The organism is Microvirga makkahensis, from assembly GCF_009830105.1.
Classification (GTDB): domain Bacteria; phylum Pseudomonadota; class Alphaproteobacteria; order Rhizobiales; family Beijerinckiaceae; genus Microvirga; species Microvirga makkahensis.
The window spans coordinates 163,303-183,747 of the sequence record NZ_WURB01000001.1 but is presented as its reverse complement, the minus strand read 5'-3'; the positions used below and the strand labels follow the sequence as shown (position 1 = coordinate 183,747).

Below are 20,445 nucleotides of genomic sequence, written 5' to 3'. Positions count from 1 at the left end.
TTGATGTGCGTATCATTCACAAGAGGGATGAAAGCTGTCTTAATGAATGATTAGGGAGGGATGACCATGAATGACCCGGAACCGATCGATCCTGGTTTCGAGGCACGGGTGCGGGCGAGTTTCGCGAAGCAGGGACTGATGGGGACGCTCGGGGCTTCGATCGCCCGGGTCTCGCCCGGGGAGGTAGACATCGTGCTGCCGACATCGCCCGCCGTGTTGCAGCAGCACGGTTTCGTACATGCTGGAGCGGTGGCGAGCATTGCGGATTCGGCTGCCGGTTACGCGGCCTTGACCCTGATGCCGCCCGGAGCAGGTGTGCTCACGGCGGAGTTCAAAATCAACCTTCTCGCTCCCTCCATGGGAGATCGAATCCTGGCGCGGGGGAGGGTCGTCAAGGCAGGGCGCACGCTCACACTCGCGCAAACCGATGTCGTCGCCGAGCGGGACGGGCAAGAGAAACTCGTCGCCTTGCTGACGGCCACGCTCATGACGATGGAAGGCCGCGCCGGCGTCGGCGATTAGAAGGTCTTCGCCCCATTCACCGGCAGCAGGATGGAATAGAGCGACGTCGTGGCGCAGATGTAGAGCCGGTTGCGCTTGACGCCTCCGAAAACCACGTTCGCCACCGCTTCCGGAACGAGGATCTTGCCGATGAGGGTGCCGTCGCTTTCATAGCAATGCACCCCGTCTCCCGCGCTGGTCCAGATTCGTCCAGCCTCGTCCAGCCGAAATCCGTCGAAGAGGCCGCTGGTGCAGGTGGCGAAGATATCCCCACCCGTGAGACGGCCGCTCTCGCCCACATCGAAGACGCGGATATGGCGCGGCCCGTCGGCCACATGTGTTGCCCCCGTATCGGCAACATACAGGCGCCTCTCGTCCGGAGAGAAAGCAAGGCCGTTCGGGCGGACGAAGTCGCCGGCGGCGACGCTGACTGAGCCGCTCTGCGGATCGACCCGGTAGACGTGGCAGGCGCCGATCTCGCTGTCCCCCTTGTGCCCCTCGTAGTCGGAATCGATCCCGTAGGCCGGATCGGTGAACCAGATCGAGCCGTCCGACTTCACCACCACGTCGTTCGGGCTGTTCAAGCGCTTGCCATCGTAATGGCTGGCAATCACGGTGATGGAGCCGTCATGCTCAGTCCGTGTCACGCGCCGGTGGCCGTGCTCGCAAGTGACGAGGCGCCCCTGACGGTCCACCGTGTTGCCGTTGGAATAGCCGGACGGGGCGCGGAAGACGCTTACCGCGTTCGACGTCTCGTCGAACCGCATCATCCGGTCGTTCGGCACGTCGCTCCAGACCAGATAACGCCCCGCCGGGAAGTAGGCGGGGCCTTCCGCCCAGCGGCATCCTTCTGCGAGCTTTTCCAGCCGGGCCGACGAAATGACCAAGCGGCGGAAGCGCTCATCGAGAACGACGGCCACATCGCGGAGCATGGCGAGCTTCCACTCCCTAATGAGCCATCAGAACGGGGATCGTGGCGTTGCTCAGGATATGGCTTGTCGCTCCGCCGAAGAACATCTGCCTGAGGCGGCTCTGGGTATAGGCGCCCTTGATTAGAAGATCGCAGCCGAGAGCGGCGCATTCGGACAGGATGGTTTCGCCGGGCCGGTCCGAAGGGTCGGGGGCAGTCACGGCTTCAGCGGAGACGTCATGCATCCGCAACGAGCGGGCAAGCTCCGATCCTGAGGGGCCAGGAACACCCCAGTCCTCCAGTTCCAGGACAACGACGCGACGCGCCTTCTTCAGCAGAGGCATGGCGCCCAGAACGGCGCGCGCGGTCTCGGTGCTGCGGTTCCAGGCGATCACGGCCACTTCGCCGAAGGTGCGCGGGACGCTCGGCGGAGCGATCATGACCGGACGGCCCGTTTCGAAGAGGGCCGACTCGACGGTGGAGAGGCGCGTCTGGCCTTCCGATCCGTCAGGCCTGCCGACAACGGTGGTGTCGAACACCCGGCCGTAGGCGCCCAGAAACGCATCCTCCATCAGGCCGTCCTGGCGCCAGCCGAAACTTAGGCCCGGCAAACCTGCGGAAGCGCGCTGGATCTGCTTGGCGGCCATGAAGCCTTCGAACCGCTCGCGGCAGGTACGCGCCATGTCCATGCGATTCTCGGGCGTAAGGGGCGATGGAACGCCGATGGCGATGTCGACCGGCAAAACCACGGGATAGTCGGGGGTGATCGCCAGCCCCTCGATGTAACTGTCAAAGGCTTGGCCCAGGAGGAGAGCCAGCTCAAGTTGGCTCTCGACTTGGCCATGATCTTCGATCGGGACGAGAATGCTTTTCATGAGATTATTGTCGCGCGCCAGACCCGCCTCGGCAAGAGCTTTCGACAAAGGTGGCATTCCGGTCAGGAAATCGTAAAGGCGCCGGGCTTCCACTGCGCCTTGGGATATTGCGGATCCATCTCCTCGAGAGTGGCTTTGACGATGGTGGCGATGGTCGCATTGCGCACCCATTTGCGGTCGGCGGGAATGACATGCCATGGAGCATGAGGTGTAGAGCAGCGCTGGAGCATGATATCATAGGCGTCCTGGTACTCGTCCCAATGGGTCCGGTCATCGAGATCGCCCGGATTGAACTTCCAGTGCTTTCTTGGATCGTTGAGACGTTCCTGGAGCCTCTCTTTCTGCTCGTCCTTTGAGATGTGCAGGAGAAATTTGAGAATGGTCGTACCATTCTCGACCAAATGCTTCTCGAAGGCATTGATCTGGTCGTACCGCTGCTCGATGAGCTCCGGCGATGAGAGGTTTCGCACCTTCTCCACGAGGACGCTCTCATAATGCGAGCGGTTGAAGATGCCGATGGTTCCGCGGCGTGGGCAGGCGGCATGAACGCGCCAAAGATAGTCGTGTGCCTGTTCGGCTTTCGAGGGAACGCCGAAGGGCGTGACCGAGACGCCCAGCGGACCCGTGGCATTGAACACGTTGCGGATGGTCCCATCCTTGCCCGAAGTGTCCGTGCCCTGGAGGATCACGAGGAGGGCGCGCGAGCCTTCCGCATAGAGCCGGTCCTGCAGGGCGTCGATTTCCTTCGCGAGAGCGGCGGTCGCCGACTTCGTCCCCTTCTCCTCTCCGAAAAGACGGGAATCCCGCGGGTCGCGCTCCCTCAAACTGACGTTCTCACCTGGCTCCACCCGCACTCGTGCGATGATGCTGCGCTCCAGCTCCGTCATCTGCGACCCCTCCAGTCCTCCTCCAGGACGATAGGGCAGTTGCCCTTGAAAGGAAGGTCCGGAGGGCGGAGGGGGCTTTCGGGATGCGCCTCATACGCTGGGGCCGGAATGCGGAGCTCTTCAAGCCGAGGGAGGCGAGGGTGCCCTTCTCCGGGAGGAGCGCTTCGGGCGCTTCACCCCGGGCAGAACCTGATCGACTTCCGCGATCCTCCCCCACGGGTCCTCCTTCAGCGCGACGAGGCGCTGACCCAGGTTTTGGACCGTGAAACCGTTGGGCTTGAGATCCGGCGTCAGCTCTTCCCAGGCGATCGGCGTCGCCACGGGCACGCCTGGCCGGGAACGAGTGGAGTAGGGAGCAACCGCAGAGGCCTCGCGGTTGTTGCGCAGGTAATCGATGAAGATTCTCCCCTTCCGCTCGTTCTTGATCGACGTGGTGGTGTAGCGATCCGGCTCCTCCTTCGCCATCGCTTCCGCAAAGCTGCGGGTGAAGTCGAACGCATCCTTCCAATTGGTCCTGGGCTTCAAAGGAACGGCCACGTGCAAGCCCTTGCCTCCCGTGGTCTTCACGAAGCTCTCAAGGCCCAGAACCTTGAGGCGCTCACGAATGGCGAGCGCACCTTCGATCACCTGAGACCACCCCACGCCTTCACCGGGGTCGAGATCGAAGATCAGCCGGTCCGGAAGTTCCAGGTCCTTCAGCGTCGCCCCCCAGACATGCAGTTCCAGGACGCCGGATTGAACGAGGGCGACGACCCCCTGGATGTCGTTGACGGTCAGCACCTCCAGCTTGCCCGATTCATCCGGCACCATGGTGCTGCGAATGGCGGGGTTCATGCCGGCCCAGGAATGTCGCTGAACGAAGCATTTCTTCTGTGCCCCGGAAGGGCATCGGATCAGGGTCAGGGGACGGTTGACGAGGTGGGGCAGGAGCCATTCGGCGATGCCCACATAGAATTCGGCGAGTTCCTGCTTGGTAAGTCCCTGCTCCTCCCAGAGCACGCGCTCGGGATGGGTGAGGGGAATTCCGGCAACCGTGACACCGCTTGCCTCGACCGCCTTGGCCGCCGATCCGCGCTTTGCAGACGATGCGGGCTTGTCCGCCGGAGAAGAGGCGGGGCCTTTTGAGGGAGCTTTTGGCTTCTTCGTGCTTTTGGCCGTGCGGTCGGGGACGATCTCCTCGATCGATTGGCCGGACTTTACGGAGAGGGGGGCTTCCTCCAGGATGTCCGGGGCATCCTCCGTGCGGGCATAAGCGTCGTCGGCCTTGATCAGCAGCCAGGATTCCTGGCGTTCACGTGGACGCTTCGCCATACGGATCAGATGCCACGTGCCACGCAGCTTCTCGCCGTCGAGGCGGAAGGTGAGGCGGCCCTCGCTATAACCCTTGTGAGGATCGCCCTCCGGCTCCCAGCTGCCGCAGTCCCAGACCAGGACGGCTCCGCCGCCATATTGTCCCGCGGGAATGCTGCCCTCGAAATCCCCATAGGCGAGTGGATGGTCCTCCACATGGACCGCGAGGCGCTTCTCGCCCCTCACGAGGCTCGGCCCCTTCGCCACGGCCCAGCTCTTCAGCACGCCGTCCAGCTCCAGGCGAAAGTCATAATGCAGGCGGGAGGCATCGTGCTTCTGAACGACGAAGGATGAGCCCCTGCGCCGCGTCGCCTTGCCTTCCGGCTCGGAGGTCTTGGTAAAGTCGCGCTTGGCGCGGTATGGTGCGAGCTTTGCCATGGCAAGGAGTCAAATCCGCGCCATGGAGTTCGGTTCCAGAGTTCAGGAAACTAGAGGCTGGCTTCCGGTCGCGGCGTTTCCGCGCTCCGCCAGGAAGGCGGCCGCGATCAGGTCGCGGGTATAAGCCTCGCGCGGGCGCTCGAAGATCTCTTCGGCGCTGCCGCGCTCCACCACCTTGCCGGTCTTCATGACCATGATTTCATCCGACAGAGCCCGCACGACCGCGAGATCGTGGCTGATGAACACATAGGCGAGCCCGTGGGCCTTCTGCAGGTTGCGCAACAGCTCAACGATCTCTTTCTGCACGGAGCGATCGAGGGCCGAGGTCGGTTCGTCGAGCACCACGAGCTTCGGATGCAGGATCATGGCGCGGGCAATCGCGATGCGCTGGCGCTGACCGCCGGAGAATTCGTGCGGAAAGCGGTTGCGCCAGGCCGGATCGAGTTGAACCTCCTCGAAGGCCTGGGCCGCCCGGCGGTCACGCTCCTTCCGGGGGATGCTCGGCTCGTGAACGAGCAGGCCCTCGGTGACGATCTCGCCTGCCGTCATTCGCGGGGAGAGGGAGCCGAAGGGATCCTGGAAAACGAGCTGTAGGTGGCGGCGCAGGGGGCGCATGCCTGAACGGTCGAGGGGCATAAGGCTGCGATCCTCGAATCGCAACATGCCAGAGGCAGGCTGCAGCTTCAGGATGGCCCTTCCGAGCGTGGACTTGCCGGAGCCCGACTCGCCGACAATGCCCACCGTTTCGCCAGACCGCACGGCGAAGCTGACATCGTCGACAGCACGGAGAATGCGGGTGACCTTGCCGAAGAGGTTCTTCTCGAGAGCGAACGTCACCTGGATATTCCTGGCCTCCATGACGACGGGCGCATCGGCCGGCACTGGTTCCTTGCGCCCCTGAGGCTCCGCATCGATCAGCATCTGCGTGTATGGATGCTTGGGTGAGGCGAAGATGTCTCCCGTGTTTCCGCTTTCCACCACCTCGCCGCGCTTCAGCACATAGGTGCGGTCCGCGAAGCGGCGCACAATGCCGAGATCGTGGGTGATGAACACGATGGACATACCGAGGCGCTGCTGCAGGTCGCGAAGCAATTCGAGGATCTGCGCCTGAACCGTCACGTCGAGTGCGGTGGTCGGCTCGTCGGCGATCAACACGTCCGGGTTGTTGGCCAGCGCCATGGCGATCATCACGCGCTGTCGCTGACCGCCGGACATTTCGTGCGGATAGGCATCGATACGGCGAGCCGGATCCGGAATGCGCACCAGTTCCAGAAGCTCGATCGCGCGCTTGCGCGCGGCTGCCTTGCCCATCTTGCTGTGTGCCATGAGCGGGAGAGCTAGCTGATTCCCGATCCGGTAGAGCGGATCGAGCGAGGTCATTGGCTCCTGAAAAATCATGGTGAGTTTCGAGCCGCGATAGGCGTTGAGCTTCTCGGGAGAAAGGCCGACCAGCTCCTGCCCTCGATATCTCACCGAGCCTTCGGCCCAGCCGTTGGTTGCGAGCAGGCCCATGACTGACATCATGGTCTGGCTCTTGCCGGAGCCCGACTCGCCCACGATGGCCACGGTCTCGCCGGCCGGAACGTCGAGGTCGATGCCCTTCACCGCATGGAGAATGCCGTCGCCGGTGCGGAAGCGGACGTGAAGGTTGCGGACGGACAGAACGGCTTCGCCCATATCACCGGTCCTTCGGGTCGAGAGCGTCGCGCAGGCCGTCGCCGATGAAGTTGAGGCAGAACAGGATCGCGACGAGCGTGATCGACGGATGGAGTAACATCCAAGTGGCGCCCTGGATGTTCTTGGCGCCTTCGGAGATCAGGACTCCGAGGCTGGTATTGGGCTCCTGCACGCCGAGGCCGAGGAACGAGAGGAAGCTCTCCAGCAGGATCACCTTCGGTACGAGCAGCGTCATGTAGACCACGACGGGACCCAGCGTGTTCGGGATCACGTGGCGGCGGATGATGCCTTTGGTCTCGACCCCGAGCGCCTCCGCGGCCTGCACGTATTCCTGGCGCTTGATGGAAAGCGTCTGGCCGCGCACGATGCGGGCCATGTCGAGCCATTCCACCGCCCCGACCGCGATGAACATGAGGATGAAGTTGCGGCCGAAGAACACGACCAGCATGATCACGAAGAAGATGAACGGCAGCGAGTAGAGAATGTCGACGATGCGCATCATCACGAGATCGACGCGCCCTCCGAGATAGCCCGAGGTCGCGCCGTAGATCACGCCGATGAGGATGGCCACGAAAGTGGCGAGAAGGCCGATGGACAGCGAGATCTGGCCGGCCTTCATGGTCCGGGTCAGAAGATCGCGCCCGTTCGCGTCTGTGCCGAAGAAGAAATGCTGCCGCTTCACCGGAACGTCGATGACGAGCCTGCGGCCTTCCTCCTGACGTTCAACCACCGTGGCGGTGCCAAAGAGGTCCGAACGCTCGAAATAGGCGAGGAGCCGTTCGTCGATCGGGCGTGCGCTCGAGCTCACGAGGGTGACGTGCACGATACCGTTGTCGGTGCGGATGTTCTCCGCCTTGGCGCGCACCCGTGCGCCGATGCGCTCGACCTGCGGTACGATCTGGTCGGGCTTTGGGTAGGCCTCGAAGCTGGCGGGCACTTTCACGTAATCCGTATAGACCCGGTCGAACGGGTGCCCGGTGAAGAAGGGCCCGAAGATGCAGGCGAGCGCGATCAGAGTCAGCACGATGATGCTGGTGAGAGCCGCCCGGTTGCGGACGAGGCGTCCGCGGGCCTCCGCCCAGAGGGAGCGGCCTGTAACGACCGGTCCGGTCATGGTTTCGACAGGAAGAGCAGCGCCTTCAGCCATGATGACACTCAATCGTAACGGATGCGGGGATCGATGAGCGCGTAGATGATATCGACCACGAGGTTGAATAGCAGGACGAAGACGGCCACGACCACGACGGTGCCCATGACGAGCGTGTAGTCGCGGTTGAGGGCGCCTTCGACGAAGTAGCGGCCGATGCCCGGAAGGCCGAAGATCGTCTCGACGACTACCGAACCGGTGAGCAGGGCGGCGGCGGCCGGGCCGAGGTAGGATACGACCGGCAGCGCCGCGCCGCGCAGGGCATGAGCAACGATGGTCCGAGTCGGCAGGCCAAGCGAGCGGAGGGTCCGGATATGGTTGGAGCGCAGGTTCTCGATCATGGCGGCGCGGGTCATTCGCGCGACGACCGCAATTTGGGGCAGAGCCAGGACAACGACCGGCATGATCAGGTTGCGTGGGCTGCCGTCGGCCCAACCGGCCACGGGCAGGAGCGCGAGAGCGAGGCCGAAGACGAGCTGGAGGATGGGGGCGACCACGAAATTCGGGATGGTCAGGCCGAGCGCGCCCATGCCGGTGACAAGGTAGTCGATGGCGCTGTTCTGGCGCAGGGCTGCGACTGTGCCAAAGGTTCCGCCGACGAGAATGGCGAGGGACAGAGCCAGCGCCCCGAGAGTCATGGAGACGGGCAGTCCGCGGGCGAAGAGCTCGGCGACGGTGAAATCCCGCAGGATGAAGGAGGGGCCGAAATTGCCGTGCAGGACGGCGCTCAAGTAGAGCCAGTATTGCTCGATCAGCGGCTTGTCGAGTTGGTATATCCGATTGAGGTTCTCCATCACCTTCGCCTCGAGGGGCCGCTCGAGGTCGAATGGGCCGCCGGGCGCCAGCCGGATCAGGAAGAACGAGATCGTGACGATGATGAACAGCGTCGGGATAGCTGAAAGGAACCGGCGTAAGATGAAGGAGAGCACGGCGAGCTCCTCCGCTGAAACGCGATAACGGATATAAGAATAGGGCGGTCTGACCTTCAGACCGCCCTATGCCGGGTACTTGTTTTATTGCGCCTTGGAGAGGAAACGCGACGGATAGACGCCGCGGGTGTTCTGAACGAAGCCCTGGATCTTCGGCGAAATCAGATTGCTCTTGCCGTAGTACATGATCGGGATCCATGGCATGTCCTTCATCAGGATCGCCTCGGCCTTCTTCATCGTGTCGGCACGCCTCTTGAGGTCGAGTTCCTTGGCGGCGGCGTCGAGGAGCTTGTCGAACTCCGGGTTGTTGTACTTGCCGTAGTTGAAACCCTTGTTGTCGCTCTTGAGCAGGAAGAGGAAGTTGTTCGGGTCCGAGTAGTCCGCAATCCAGCCGTAGCGGGCGATGTCGAAATCGCCACCGTCACGCAGGTGGGCGAAGTGGGTCTTGCCGTCCGTGTTGATGAACGATGTCTCGACTCCGATTTGCTTCCACTGGTCGGCGATTGCGATGACCGAGTTCCGGTTGTTGTCCGTGGTGTTGTAGCGGATCTGGACCTTCAGGGGCTTGCCGGGACCGAAGCCCGCCTCCTGGAGAAGAGCCTTGGCCTTGTCCTCGCGGTCGATCGGCGACTGATCCTTGTACTCCATGTAGGCCGGCTCGCCGTAGTTGCCTACACCCGGGGGCATGAACGAGTATCCCGGCTGCATGGTCTGTCCCCAGATCTCGCTCGCGATGAATTCACGGTCGATCGCCATGGACAGGGCATGACGTACGCGCACGTCGTTGAACGGCGCCTTGGAGGAGTTCACCACGAGGTACCAAGTGCCGAGATACGGACCGAGCCTGACCTGATCCTTGAAGCGCTCCTTGAGCGACCTGATCTGATCGGCCGGAAGCTCATCCATGGAGTCGAGCTCGCCCGCCTCGTAGCGGCGCACGGCGGCGGCCAGATCCGGATGCGGGATGAAGTTCACCGTGTCGATCTGGACGTTCTTGGCGTCCCAGTAGTTCTCGTTCTTCACGAGCTTGATGTGGGAGTTCGGAGCGAACTCGGCGAGCTTGTAGGCGCCGTTGGAGACCATGTTGCCCGGCTTCACGAAGTCCTTGCCGAACTTCTCGACGGAGCCCTTGTGGACGGGCAGGCTGGTCTGGTGGGTGAGCAGCTCGATGAAGTAGGGAGTAGGCGCTTCGAGACTGATTTCAACGGTCCTCGCGTCGACGGCCTTCACGCCGAGTTCTTCGGGCTTGCTCTGTCCCTTGTTGATCTTCTCGGCGTTCTTGATCGGGTACAGAATGTTCGCGTATTTCGCGCCGGTGGCCGGATCCATGATGCGCCGATAGGAATAGACGAAGTCATCGGCCGTGACCGGATCGCCGTTGGACCACTTCAGTCCCTCGCGTAGCGTAAAGCGATAGGTCTTGCCGTCGTCGCCGACCTCCCACTTCTCGGCCTGACCAGGGACCGCTTCGCCCTTGGCGTTGTAGGTCACGAGGCCTTCGAGCATGTCGCGCAGGATGTGGGCTTCTTGGACCGTCGAGGTCTTGTGGGTGTCGAGGGTTTCCGGTTCGCCTGTATTGCCGCGGTTGTAAATCACCTCGGCTGAGGCGGCGCCCATGGCGCCCATGAAAGCTGCCGTGGCGACAGCGGCAAGCGCCGTGCGTTGGATCCATGATGACATCGGACGCGTTCCCATTCTGATTGTATCTCAGATCTTTGGATGTCGTGGTCAGTGCCGTTACGGCAGTAACCTCGTCATATTTGTTGATCAATCAACTGTTCATGTCCAGTACTACCCGCCTTATCTGTTGTAACCCAGGGTTATGCAGGATCCTGCGTCGCGGGAAAGCTCAGGCGCCTGCGTCGAAGACGAGGCCCGCTGCCTCTATCCCGCCTGCGGCGGCGATTTCGTCGTTGTCGGAGGTGTCCCCGGATACCCCCACGGCTCCCAGGATATGCCCCTGGGGATCCTTGATCAGCACGCCGCCGGGCACCGGCACGAGCTGCCCACCCACCGCATGGGTCGCAGCGGCGACGAAATAGGGCCGGTCGGTCGCCATCTTGTGGAGAGCCCGTGAGCCGACGCCGAGGGACAGGGCGCCATAGGCCTTGCCCATGGCAATCTCGGCGCGCTTGAGGCTCGTGCCGTCCTCGGATAGGAGGGCTTTCAGGGCGCCGCGCGCGTCATAGACCACGACGGAGAGCGGCTTGAAAGCCTTTTCCCGCGCGGTCTTCAGGGTGGCTTCGGCAATGGTCTGAGCGGTCTTGAGGCTGAGCTCGGACATGGGTAATCCTCCATCGGGTTGTTATTGGTGCAGAGGTGCACCGGGTCAATGCGCCCCGGTCTCACGGCTTGCCAGCCACGTGGCGACGGCCTTGCGCTCGTCGATGGTCATTTCGGTGATGTTGTTGGGCGGCATGGCATGGGTCAACACGGACTGAATCCGGATCAACTCCGCATGGCGGGCGATCTCCTCGGGCGTGTCGAGCCGCACGCCCTTGGGAGCGATGGGGATGCCGTCCCAAACGGGCTCGGCGGCATGGCACATGGAGCAGCGGGACTGGATGGCGAGGGTCGCCTCCTCGAAGGCGGCCGTGGGTTCCGCGGCCGCCGAGGCGTCCGCCATGGTCTCGCTGCCGGGTTTCCCTGCGATCGAGAGCCATATCGCGAGCGCGACGGAGGCGGCCGCAACGCCCCATGTCCACCAGGGCGAGCCCTTGCCGGCGTGCCGACTGTTGAAGAAATGGCGGATCACGGCGCCGGCAACCAGAATGAGGCCAATGATCCCCACCGCATAGCGGGACGACCAGGCCAGCGGGTAATGGTTCGAGAGCATCAGGAAGATGACGGGCAGCGTCAGGTAATTGTTGTGCGTCGATCGCAGTTTCGCTTCCTGGCCGAGCCTCGGATCCGGCGTGCCGCCCGCCAGCAGGATGGATACCACCTTTTTCTGGTTCGGGATGATGACGAAGAAAACGCTCGCTGACATCCAGGTGGCGATCATCGCACCCGTGTGAAGGAAGGCGGCCCGTCCGTTGAAAACCTGTGTGAAGGCGAAAGCTGCGAGCAGGATATAGGCGAAGAGCACGATGCCGAGCACAAGGCCGTTCCTGCCGAGCGGAGAGCGGCAGAGCCCCTCGTAGACCAGCCAGCTCACCGCGATGCCGCCGAGGCCGATGGCAGGGGCCTGCCAAGGGGCGAGAGGGCGCACCGCTGGATCGATCGTGTAGAGATCTGCTTGGAGATAGTAGACCCAGACAATGAGAAAGAAGCCGCTGATCCAGGTGGAATAGCTCTCCCATTTGAACCAGGTGAGTTCCGTGGGTAGCTCCGGAGGCGCAACGAGATATTTGCGCATGTTGTAGAAGCCGCCGCCATGGACCTGCCAGGCCTCGCCGCCGACGCCCTCGGGCAGGCCCGCCCGCTTCTTCAGGCTCAAGTCTAGGTGGATGAAATAGAAGGAGGAGCCGATCCAGGCGATGGCCGTGATCACATGGGTCCAACGCAGGATCTGGCTGATCCATTCGGAGATTTGCGGGTCGATCATGCAGCCCCTTGAACAATGAAGGAAGCGTAAGCCTAGGGCGGCGCCTCCAGTTGCGAAAGGTCTCCCGGAGCGCTTTTTCAACAGAACCGGCGGCTGCAAGTCATGGACTTTCGGACGAGTCGCGGGCGGAATGCTTGACGCCGGACCACCGGACCCGACAGATTTCCAACCCCATCTCAAGCGTGCGAGGTTTCATGGGCCGCCTCTCCACCCACGTTCTGGACAACGTCAACGGCAAACCCGCCAAGGGCGTTTCCATCGAACTCTTCGTCATCGAGGGCGGCAGCCGCCGCTCGGTCCTGCGCACCCGCACCAATGCGGACGGCCGCACCGATGCGCCACTCATGACCGGCGAAAAATTTCGCATGGGCACCTACGAACTCGTCTTCGAGGTCGGCGCCTATTTCAAGGCGCTCGCCACGCCGACGGCCGATCCGCCGTTCCTGGATGTCGTTCCTGTCCGCTTCTCCATCGCGGAGCCGGACGGCCATTACCACGTGCCGCTCCTCGTCACGCCCTGGAGCTATTCCACCTATCGCGGAAGCTGATAAATGTCCGAAATCTCCTATCCCCGCGACCTCGTCGGTTACGGGCGCACTCCGCCTCATCCCCACTGGCCGGACAATGCGCGGATCTGCGTGCAGTTCGTGATCAACTACGAGGAGGGCGGCGAGAACAATATTCTGCACGGGGACCGCGCGTCCGAAGCCTTCCTGTCCGAAATCGTCGGCGCGCAGCCCTGGCCCGGTCAGCGCCACATGAGCATGGAGTCGATCTACGAATACGGATCGCGGGCCGGTTTCTGGCGTCTGTGGCGCATGTTCACCGAGCGCAGGATGCCCGTGACCGTCTATGGCGTCGCTACGGCTCTCATGCGCAACCCGGAAGCGGTGGCGGCCATGAAGGAGGCGAATTGGGAGATCGCGAGCCATGGCCTCAAGTGGATCGACTACCGCGACTTCTCCTCCCAGGAGGAGCGGGCTCATATGAAAGAGGCGATCCGCATCCACACGGAAGTGACGGGCGAGCGTCCGCTCGGCTGGTACACCGGCCGAACGTCGGAACACACCAACCGCCTCGTGGCGGAAGAGGGCGGGTTTCTCTACAGCGCGGATTCCTATGCCGATGACCTGCCTTACTGGGAGCGGCACGGCCAGCACCTGCAGCTCATCGTGCCCTACACGCTGGACACCAACGACATGCGCTTCGCGACGCCGCAGGGGTTCAACTCGGGTGACCAGTTCTTCGCCTATCTGAAGGACTCGTTCGACACGCTGTATGCCGAGGGCGAAACCGTGCCGAAGATGCTTTCGGTAGGCTTGCACTGCCGTCTCGCGGGTCGGCCGGGACGTGCCGCGGCACTCGCGCGGTTCCTCGATTATGTGGCGTCCCACGACGATGTATGGATCGCCAGGCGCATCGACATCGCTCGGCTCTGGATCCGCTATCACCGTCCGGCCGATCTCAAGCCGAGCACGATGAGCAAGGCGGTGTTCCTGGAACTGTTCGGCGACATCTTCGAGCATTCGCCCTGGATTGCCGAGCGCGCCTATCTTACCGGCTTCACGGCGGCGCAGGATACAGCGGAGGGGCTTCATGCGGTCATGGTCCACGTGCTGTCGGAGGCGACCCGCGAACAGAAGGTGGCCCTCATCCGTGCCCATCCTGATCTCGCAGGGCGTCTGAAGCTCGCCGACCTCACGGCGGATTCCCGCAACGAGCAATCCTCTGCCGGTCTCGACAGCCTCACCGAGGAGGAGCGGGACCGCTTCATCGCCCTGAACGACGCCTACAGGCAGAAGTTCGGCTTTCCGTTCATCATGGCCGTGAAGGGCCGCACGAAGGATGAGATCATGACGGCCTTCGAGGAGCGGTTGGAGCACGACGCGGAGACCGAGTTCGAAACGGCGATCGTGCAGATCGAACTGATCGGGCTCCTTCGCCTCAAGGACCGCCTGCCGTCCTTGGCGGACGTGTTCTCGAATCTGGCCTGAGGGAATTCTTCGCATCGACCATGCATCTTCGTCTCTGCTTGGCCGGATCGCCAGCCGGCTCGCATGGATCCTTTCAAGTTCATCAGGGAGGCCGGCGCCAAGATCTTCGTCGGCGGCGGCTATACCCGAGCCGCTGCAGCAGGAGGTTCAGGGGCACGGCTTCGATGCGGGCACGCTCGGGATCCAGGTCGACGGCGATCAGGTGATACTCTCCGGCCAGACGGTCACCCAGGAGGAAGCGGAGAAGATCATTCTGTCGTTCGGCAACACCTATGGCGTCGCGGAGGTCGATACGAGCGATTCCTCAGATCCAGCAGCCTTCCGTCCCGTCCACCATGTACACGGTGCCGAAGCGGAAACGCTCTGGGAGATTGCAGAAAAGCATTACGGCAAGGGCAAGGGCGCAAAGTACACCGAAATCGTCCAAGCGAACTCTCCGCCGGTGAAGAACCCTGACATGGTCCAGCCCGGCTGGGTCTTGCGGACTCCGCCGCTTGCCTGAACTGGAACAGGTTGTCATGCTCTCAGCTAAGCCGATATGAACCAAGCCTGCAGTGGAATTCTCAGAGGGGCGCATTCTATGCCGAATATTGTCGATCTCGATCGCGAGGACATCAAGAATGGGCTCCAGGACGGGTCGATCCTGCTGGTTGACGTGCGGGAGCTTCATGAATACGCGGCTGGGCATATCCCCGGCTCGATCTCGCATCCACTCTCGTCCTTCGACCCTGCGTCCCTGCCGAATGGCAAGCGGATCGTGTTTTCCTGCGCGGCAGGCGTAAGATCTGTCCGGGCACTCGAGTTCGCGCAGGCCGCGGGGCTCGACATCCACGAGCACTATAGAGGCGGCTTCAAGGACTGGGTTTCCGCCGGGGAGCCCGTGGAGTGAACTTGCTTCACAGAGATTTGTATGAGGCGAGACTACTCCGTTGAGGGAAATGGTGCAGTACTATATTCCGCTGGGCCGCTCGCGGGAATGGCGGCCGTCTGAAAACCAAAGGGACAAACTTCCATGAAGCGTACCGTTTTCGTCGCCGGTCTCCTGGCGCTGGGTGTCACTGCGGCCATCGCACAGAGCGACGTGGTCGAGCAGCGCCAGAATCTCATGAAGCAGATGGGCGCGCAGACCCGGCCGATCGGCGGCATGCTCCGCGGTCAGGAGCCGTTCGACCTCGCCAAGGTGCAGGCCGGCCTCAAGGTCTTCGCCGAGAATTCCCAGAAGGCGGCACCGCTTTTCCCTGAGAGCACGAAGGACGCGCCGAAGACCGAAGCCCTTCCGTCGATCTGGGAGAACAAGGCGCAGTTCGAATCGATTCTGACGAAGCTCAATCGGGACGCCACCGCAGCTCTTGCGTCGATCAAGGACGAGGCGACCCTGAAGGCGGAGATGCCGAAGGTTCTCCAGAATTGCGGCGCCTGCCACAACGACTTCCGCAAGAAGAGCTCTTAACAGTTTCGGAACCCAAGGCGGGCGGCCTGTGGGCCGCCCATTTCATGTCGAGGGCAGGCATGCGTCGGACGTTGATAGGGCTTGTCGTGCTGGCCGTCCTAGGAGGGCTGGGCTTCTGGGCACTGACCGCTCCCATGGCCTACCGCGCCCTAAGGGGCGCTGCATCGGCCAGTGCCATGACGCCAGTGGGCTTGAACCGTACGCCCAATCCCGAAAACGGCCGCATCGTGTTCTTCGCTGGCGGTTGCACCTCCTGCCATGCCACACCCAACCAGGACGACAAGTTGCGTCTCGGCGGCGGCTATGCCCTGAAATCGCCCTTCGGCACGTTCCACGTTCCCAACATCTCCCCGCACGAGCAGGATGGCATCGGAGCCTGGAGCACGGCGGACTTCATCCGCGCCATGCAGGAGGGAACCTCGCCCGACGGGCGGCACTATTATCCGTCCTTTCCCTATACGTCCTATCAGCGCATGAGCCGCGAGGACCTGGTGGATCTCTTCGCCTTCATGCAAACCCTACCGCCCGTCGAGGGGAAGGCTCCCGGGCACGACCTGCCGTTCCCCTTCAATATCCGCCGCGGCGTGGGCTTGTGGAAACTGGCCTTTCTCGATGGAGAACAGTTCACGCCGGACCCGACGAAGCCGGAGAGCTGGAACCGGGGCGCCTACCTGGTGAATGGGCCGGGACATTGCGCCGAGTGCCACAGCGAGCGCAATTTCGCCGGAGCCATCATCGAGGAAAGGCGGTTCGCAGGCGGGCCCGATCCGGAAGGGCGCGGGGCCGTACCGAACATCACGCCTCATCGGACGGGTATCGGCGGCTGGAGCCCCGAAGAAATCGCCACGCTGCTCGAAACGGGGGAGACGCCCTTGTTCGACACTGTCGGCGGGCCGATGGGGGCGGTGGTGGCCAACACGGCGCAATTGCCGGACGCCGACCGCCGGGCGATGGCTGATTATCTCCTCTCCCTGCCGCACAGGGAGGGCTACGTGGCGCCGAAACCGTAAGGGAATTCGCGAGGGCGAGGCGGAGGCCTCAGTCCATTACGGCGGCCTTGAGGATGCAGACCATGGTGGCGCGGCCGGGGGTATTGCCGATGCAGCGCACGGAATGGGGACGGTCGCAACGATAGCGCAGGGATTCCCCGGCCTTGGCTTGCTGAGTGACGCCCCCGACCTCGACCTCGAATTCGCCTTCGAGCACGGAAAGGCATTCCACCGATCCGCGCTGGTGGCTATCGGAATCGAGCACGCCGCCGGGTTCGGACTGCACGTCGTACCATTGGAGCCACTCGATGGTCTTGATCCAGCCGATGATGGCGAGCTTCATCTTGCCGTCGTCGGAAACGAGGATGGGGGTATCCGCCTTGGAGGATTTTTCGATAAAGGGCTCCTCGTCCGCCGAGGCCAGAACCCGCTCGATGGAGACGTCGAGGGCTTGGCTGAGTCGCCAGATCGTCGCGAGCGTCGGGTTGGTCTCGTTCCGCTCGATCTGGCTGATGATGGACTTGGCCACGCCGGACTGCTCGGCGAGTTCCGACAGGGACAGGTTATAGGCCTTGCGCAGGCGCTGGATCGTCTTGCCCATGTTCCCGGACAGGACCTGCGCTCCCGTTTCCAGGTCCCGCTGCCGCTCTTTGCCTTCGACGCCCATGCCGCTGCCCCTGTTCTGAAAAACCGAACATCCGTTCCTTTAAACGGTTGTGAGATAAGAGGCGAAGCGGGTCAAGGCCGGAGACGTCGCAGCGAGGATTTTCCCGGTCAGGCTCCGGGCTTCTGCGATGCGACCTTGAGCTCCCGGGCTCGCTCGAGGCCAAGGCGGCGTTCGCGCCAGACGATGAAGAGGCCCGTGGCGGCTACAATGGAGGCGCCGACCAGGATCGTCGGGGTCGGCAGATCTCCGAACATGAGCCAGCCGAGCAGGAGCGCCCAGATCATGGTCGTGTACTCGAACGGGGCAATGACCGAGGTGTCCGCATAGCGGTAGCATTCGGTCAGGAGAATCTGGCCGATCCCGCCGAGGATGCCCGCAAGGACGAAAAGGGCGAGGTCCGTGGCGTCGGGCATGCGCCAACCGAAGATGATGGTGCAGAAGGACAGCCCGGAGGCCAGGACGAAGAAATAGAACACGATGGCTCCCGTCTTTTCGGTCCCGGTCAACCGCCGCACCTGGATCATGGCGCCCGCCGACGAGAAGGCACCCAGAAAGGCGCAGATGGCGCCGAGGGCCGGGCCGGCCATCATTCCGCCGGCAAACGTCTCCGGCGTCAGATAGGGAGAGAGCATGATCATCACGCCCACGAAGCCCACACCGACGGCCGTCCAGCGATAGGCGCGGATCTTTTCCTTCAGAAGTACGGCTGCCAGAATCACGACGATCAGAGGCGAGGCATAGCCGATGGCGATCGCATCATGGAGCGGCAGGTAGGAGAGGGCGGTAAATCCCAACGCCATGCCGGTCGTGCCGAGAATGCCACGTTTGAAGTGCCCGATCACGTTCCTCGTCCGTAACCCGTCGATCAGGTTCCCACGCCAGGCGAGCCACGCCAGCAGCGGCAGGATTGCGAAGGCGGAGCGGAAAAAGACGACTTCACCGGTCGGGTAACGGTCCGTCAGCGTCTTGAGGGTGGCCGACATCAGGGTGAAGACGAGGGCGGACAGGACTTTGAGGGAGATCCCCAGAAGAGGTTTCACGATCACGAGCCATTGAGCGAACGAATTGTACAAGAAACACGGACCTCTGTTCAGGTGAAGCCCTTATCGGACAGGGCCGCCTGCGCCTCACGCATGGCATGGTCCGGATCTGTCACAAATCCGCCAATGGATTGTCATGGGGACGAGATGCGAATCCGGTTCGGCTAAGGGAGATCATGTCGAGAAAGGGCACCGCATGCCGAGGGACCTGGATACGATCCGCGTTCGCACCCTGTTCCTGTCGGATCTCCACTTAGGCACGAAAGGGTGTCAGGCGGAGGCGCTTCTGGATTTCCTCAGGCGCTACGATGCGGAGACGATCTACCTTGTGGGAGACATCGTCGACGGATGGAGGCTGAAGTCGGGCTGGTACTGGCCGCAGAGCCACAACGACGTGGTGCAGAAGCTGCTGCGAAAGGTGCGCAAAGGCTCGTCGCTCGTCTATGTGCCCGGCAATCACGACGAGTTCCTGCGCGATTACGTGGGCGTCAGCCTGGGCGGGATCGAACTGGCCGAGCACGCGATCCACGAGACGGCGGACGGCAAACGCTATCTCGTCATCCATGGGGATCAGTTCGATCTGGTCGTCCGGCATGCCCGCTGGCTCGCCTTCCTGGGAGACGGGGCCTACACGGCGGCCCTATTCGTCAACACTTACCTCAACATCGTGCGGCGCAAGCTCGGTCTCACCTATTGGTCTCTATCCGCCTGGGCGAAGCTGAGGGTGAAGAACGCAGTGAATTTCATCAGCCGCTTCGAGGAGCTCCTGGCCGCGGAGGCGCGGCGGCAGGAGGTCGACGGAGTAATCTGCGGCCATATCCACCATGCCGCGATGCACGAGAATTTCGGCGTCTCCTACGTGAACACGGGCGATTGGGTGGAATCCTGCACCGTGGTGGTCGAGCACTGGGACGGCTCACTGGAACTGCTCCGATGGAGCGAGACGCCCAAGCACAAGCTGCCGGCTCCGGACCTTTCTTTTGCAATCGAAAGAACCGCTGCCCCTGATGACGGAGGCGCCCGATGCGCGTCCTGATCGTCACGGATGCTTGGCGTCCGCAGGTCAACGGGGTCGTGCGCTCGCTTGAATACATGGCTGAGCACGGGCCGTCCTTCGGCGCGGAGGTTCTATTCCTTACCCCCGAGGGTTTTCGCTCGGTTCCGATGCCGACCTACCCGGATATCCGCCTGTCCCTCGCCGGACCGGTGCGGGTCGGCCGGATCATTGCCGAAGCCGTACCCGATCATGTGCACATCGCGACGGAAGGACCCCTCGGCTGGTCCGCGCGGATCGCGTGCAGGCGGCAGCGACGGGGCTACACGACGAGTTATCACACGCGCTTTCCCGAATATCTGGCCGCCCGCTTGCCGGTCCCGGAGGCATGCTCCTACGCCGTCCTGCGCCGTTTCCACCGCGAGGCGAAGGCGATCATGGTCAGCACGCCTTCGCTTGAGCGGGAATTGAGCGCGCGGGGATTCAGGAACATCGTGCGCTGGACGAGAGGCGTCGACACCACGCTTTTTCGCCCTCGCTACGAACGTGTCCTCGATTACCCCGGACCGATCTTCCTCTATGTGGGCCGCGTGGCGGTGGAGAAGAACCTGCCGGCTTTCCTCTCCCTCGATCTTCCGGGCACCAAGGTGGTGGTGGGCGACGGGCCTGCGCGCCACGACCTGGAAAGGCAATATCGCGAGGCTCGCTTTCTCGGCGCGCTGGCGGGGGAGGACTTGGCGCAGGTCTATGCATCCTCCGACGTGTTCGTCTTCCCGAGCCTCACCGATACGTTTGGGATCGTCCTCCTCGAGGCCCTGGCGTCTGGCCTTCCTATTGCGGCTTTTCCTGTGACGGGTCCCGTGGACGTCGTCGGCTCCTCCGGGTGTGGGGTGATCGACCCCGACCTGCGAAAAGCCGCTCTCGCGGCTCTGGACATCCCGAGGAGCCGGTGTCGGGCCCACGGCGAGACCTTCACCTGGAGCGAGAGCGCGCGCCAGTTCTTCTCGCACATCAAGGCCGCCCACGCGACGTAGCCGCTTCTCTCCATCAGCAAACCGATGCGCGTCGGCTATTGGCTGTCGCGGCCACATGTCTCTATTGAGGAGTCAT

At 62.9% G+C, this 20,445-nt stretch carries 21 protein-coding genes; 9 read left to right on the top strand and 12 right to left on the bottom strand.

The genetic code is table 11. The features are described 5' to 3' along the window. The first annotated feature begins 66 nt into the window (after positions 1-66). A complete protein-coding gene (locus GR328_RS00965) occupies positions 67-522 on the top strand; it encodes a PaaI family thioesterase (RefSeq protein ID WP_160882664.1) in 456 nt (151 codons plus the stop codon). Here GR328_RS00965 and GR328_RS00960 read toward each other — a convergent pair. From GR328_RS00960 to GR328_RS00915, 10 genes are all read right to left on the bottom strand, one after another. Next, the gene (locus GR328_RS00960; RefSeq protein ID WP_160882663.1) at positions 519-1,433 is read right to left on the bottom strand and encodes an SMP-30/gluconolactonase/LRE family protein; all 915 of its coding nucleotides are present in this window, start codon (positions 1,431-1,433) and stop codon (positions 519-521) included. The genes GR328_RS00965 and GR328_RS00960 overlap by 4 nt on opposite strands. A 16-nt stretch (positions 1,434-1,449) precedes the next feature. Beyond that, positions 1,450-2,334: a universal stress protein gene (locus GR328_RS00955; protein WP_160882662.1), complete on the bottom strand. Its 885-nt coding sequence runs from the start codon at positions 2,332-2,334 to the stop codon at positions 1,450-1,452. Between the two features lie 14 nt (positions 2,335-2,348). After that, on the bottom strand, positions 2,349-3,173 hold the full coding sequence (locus tag GR328_RS00950; protein WP_160882661.1) for a PPK2 family polyphosphate kinase: 825 nt from the start codon (positions 3,171-3,173) through the stop codon (positions 2,349-2,351). Positions 3,174-3,293: 120 nt separating this feature from the next. Then, entirely contained in the window at positions 3,294-4,901 is a 1,608-nt protein-coding gene (gene ligD / locus GR328_RS00945) for a non-homologous end-joining DNA ligase (RefSeq protein WP_160882660.1), read from the bottom strand. A 42-nt stretch (positions 4,902-4,943) separates the two neighbouring features. Beyond that, positions 4,944-6,578, bottom strand: a complete 1,635-nt coding sequence (locus GR328_RS00940) for an ABC transporter ATP-binding protein (protein ID WP_160882659.1) — start codon at positions 6,576-6,578, stop codon at positions 4,944-4,946. A gap of 1 nt (position 6,579) precedes the next feature. Next, positions 6,580-7,725: an ABC transporter permease subunit gene (locus tag GR328_RS00935; protein ID WP_160882658.1), complete on the bottom strand. Its 1,146-nt coding sequence runs from the start codon at positions 7,723-7,725 to the stop codon at positions 6,580-6,582. Between the two features lie 8 nt (positions 7,726-7,733). Continuing rightward, a complete protein-coding gene (locus GR328_RS00930; protein ID WP_160882657.1) occupies positions 7,734-8,654 on the bottom strand; it encodes an ABC transporter permease subunit in 921 nt (306 codons plus the stop codon). Between the two features lie 84 nt (positions 8,655-8,738). Beyond that, entirely contained in the window at positions 8,739-10,334 is a 1,596-nt protein-coding gene (locus tag GR328_RS00925; protein WP_160882656.1) for a peptide ABC transporter substrate-binding protein, read from the bottom strand. 169 nt (positions 10,335-10,503) lie between these two features. Beyond that, positions 10,504-10,938, bottom strand: coding sequence for a GlcG/HbpS family heme-binding protein (locus GR328_RS00920; protein ID WP_160882655.1), 435 nt, complete (start codon positions 10,936-10,938; stop codon positions 10,504-10,506). Between the two features lie 45 nt (positions 10,939-10,983). Beyond that, entirely contained in the window at positions 10,984-12,201 is a 1,218-nt protein-coding gene (locus GR328_RS00915) for a urate hydroxylase PuuD (protein ID WP_160882654.1), read from the bottom strand. A gap of 194 nt (positions 12,202-12,395) precedes the next feature. On the opposite strand from GR328_RS00915, the gene uraH reads away from it, so the two are divergent. From uraH to GR328_RS00885, 6 genes are all read left to right on the top strand, one after another. After that, entirely contained in the window at positions 12,396-12,749 is a 354-nt protein-coding gene (gene uraH / locus GR328_RS00910) for a hydroxyisourate hydrolase (RefSeq protein WP_160882653.1), read from the top strand. Positions 12,750-12,752: 3 nt separating this feature from the next. Beyond that, complete coding sequence (gene puuE, locus GR328_RS00905; protein ID WP_160882652.1) at positions 12,753-14,195, top strand: allantoinase PuuE; 1,443 nt, start codon at positions 12,753-12,755, stop codon at positions 14,193-14,195. 202 nt (positions 14,196-14,397) lie between these two features. Next, entirely contained in the window at positions 14,398-14,697 is a 300-nt protein-coding gene (locus GR328_RS00900) for a LysM peptidoglycan-binding domain-containing protein (RefSeq protein WP_160882651.1), read from the top strand. Positions 14,698-14,775: 78 nt separating this feature from the next. Then, positions 14,776-15,084 (top strand): rhodanese-like domain-containing protein, encoded by a 309-nt coding sequence (locus GR328_RS00895; protein WP_160882650.1) that lies wholly within the window; start codon positions 14,776-14,778, stop codon positions 15,082-15,084. Positions 15,085-15,207: 123 nt separating this feature from the next. Next, the gene (locus tag GR328_RS00890) at positions 15,208-15,645 is read left to right on the top strand and encodes a c-type cytochrome (RefSeq protein ID WP_160882649.1); all 438 of its coding nucleotides are present in this window, start codon (positions 15,208-15,210) and stop codon (positions 15,643-15,645) included. Between the two features lie 59 nt (positions 15,646-15,704). Continuing rightward, positions 15,705-16,655 (top strand): c-type cytochrome, encoded by a 951-nt coding sequence (locus GR328_RS00885; RefSeq protein ID WP_160882648.1) that lies wholly within the window; start codon positions 15,705-15,707, stop codon positions 16,653-16,655. A gap of 28 nt (positions 16,656-16,683) precedes the next feature. Here GR328_RS00885 and GR328_RS00880 read toward each other — a convergent pair whose 3' ends face one another. Further along, the gene (locus tag GR328_RS00880; RefSeq protein WP_160882647.1) at positions 16,684-17,301 is read right to left on the bottom strand and encodes a helix-turn-helix domain-containing protein; all 618 of its coding nucleotides are present in this window, start codon (positions 17,299-17,301) and stop codon (positions 16,684-16,686) included. 107 nt (positions 17,302-17,408) lie between these two features. Next, complete coding sequence (locus tag GR328_RS00875; RefSeq protein WP_160882646.1) at positions 17,409-18,341, bottom strand: EamA family transporter; 933 nt, start codon at positions 18,339-18,341, stop codon at positions 17,409-17,411. Between the two features lie 196 nt (positions 18,342-18,537). On the opposite strand from GR328_RS00875, the gene GR328_RS00870 reads away from it, so the two are divergent. Next, the gene (locus GR328_RS00870; RefSeq protein WP_160882645.1) at positions 18,538-19,377 is read left to right on the top strand and encodes a UDP-2,3-diacylglucosamine diphosphatase; all 840 of its coding nucleotides are present in this window, start codon (positions 18,538-18,540) and stop codon (positions 19,375-19,377) included. Continuing rightward, positions 19,365-20,369, top strand: a complete 1,005-nt coding sequence (locus GR328_RS00865) for a glycosyltransferase family 4 protein (RefSeq protein ID WP_160882644.1) — start codon at positions 19,365-19,367, stop codon at positions 20,367-20,369. Before GR328_RS00870 ends, GR328_RS00865 begins: the two co-directional genes overlap by 13 nt. Positions 20,370-20,445: the final 76 nt, after the last annotated feature.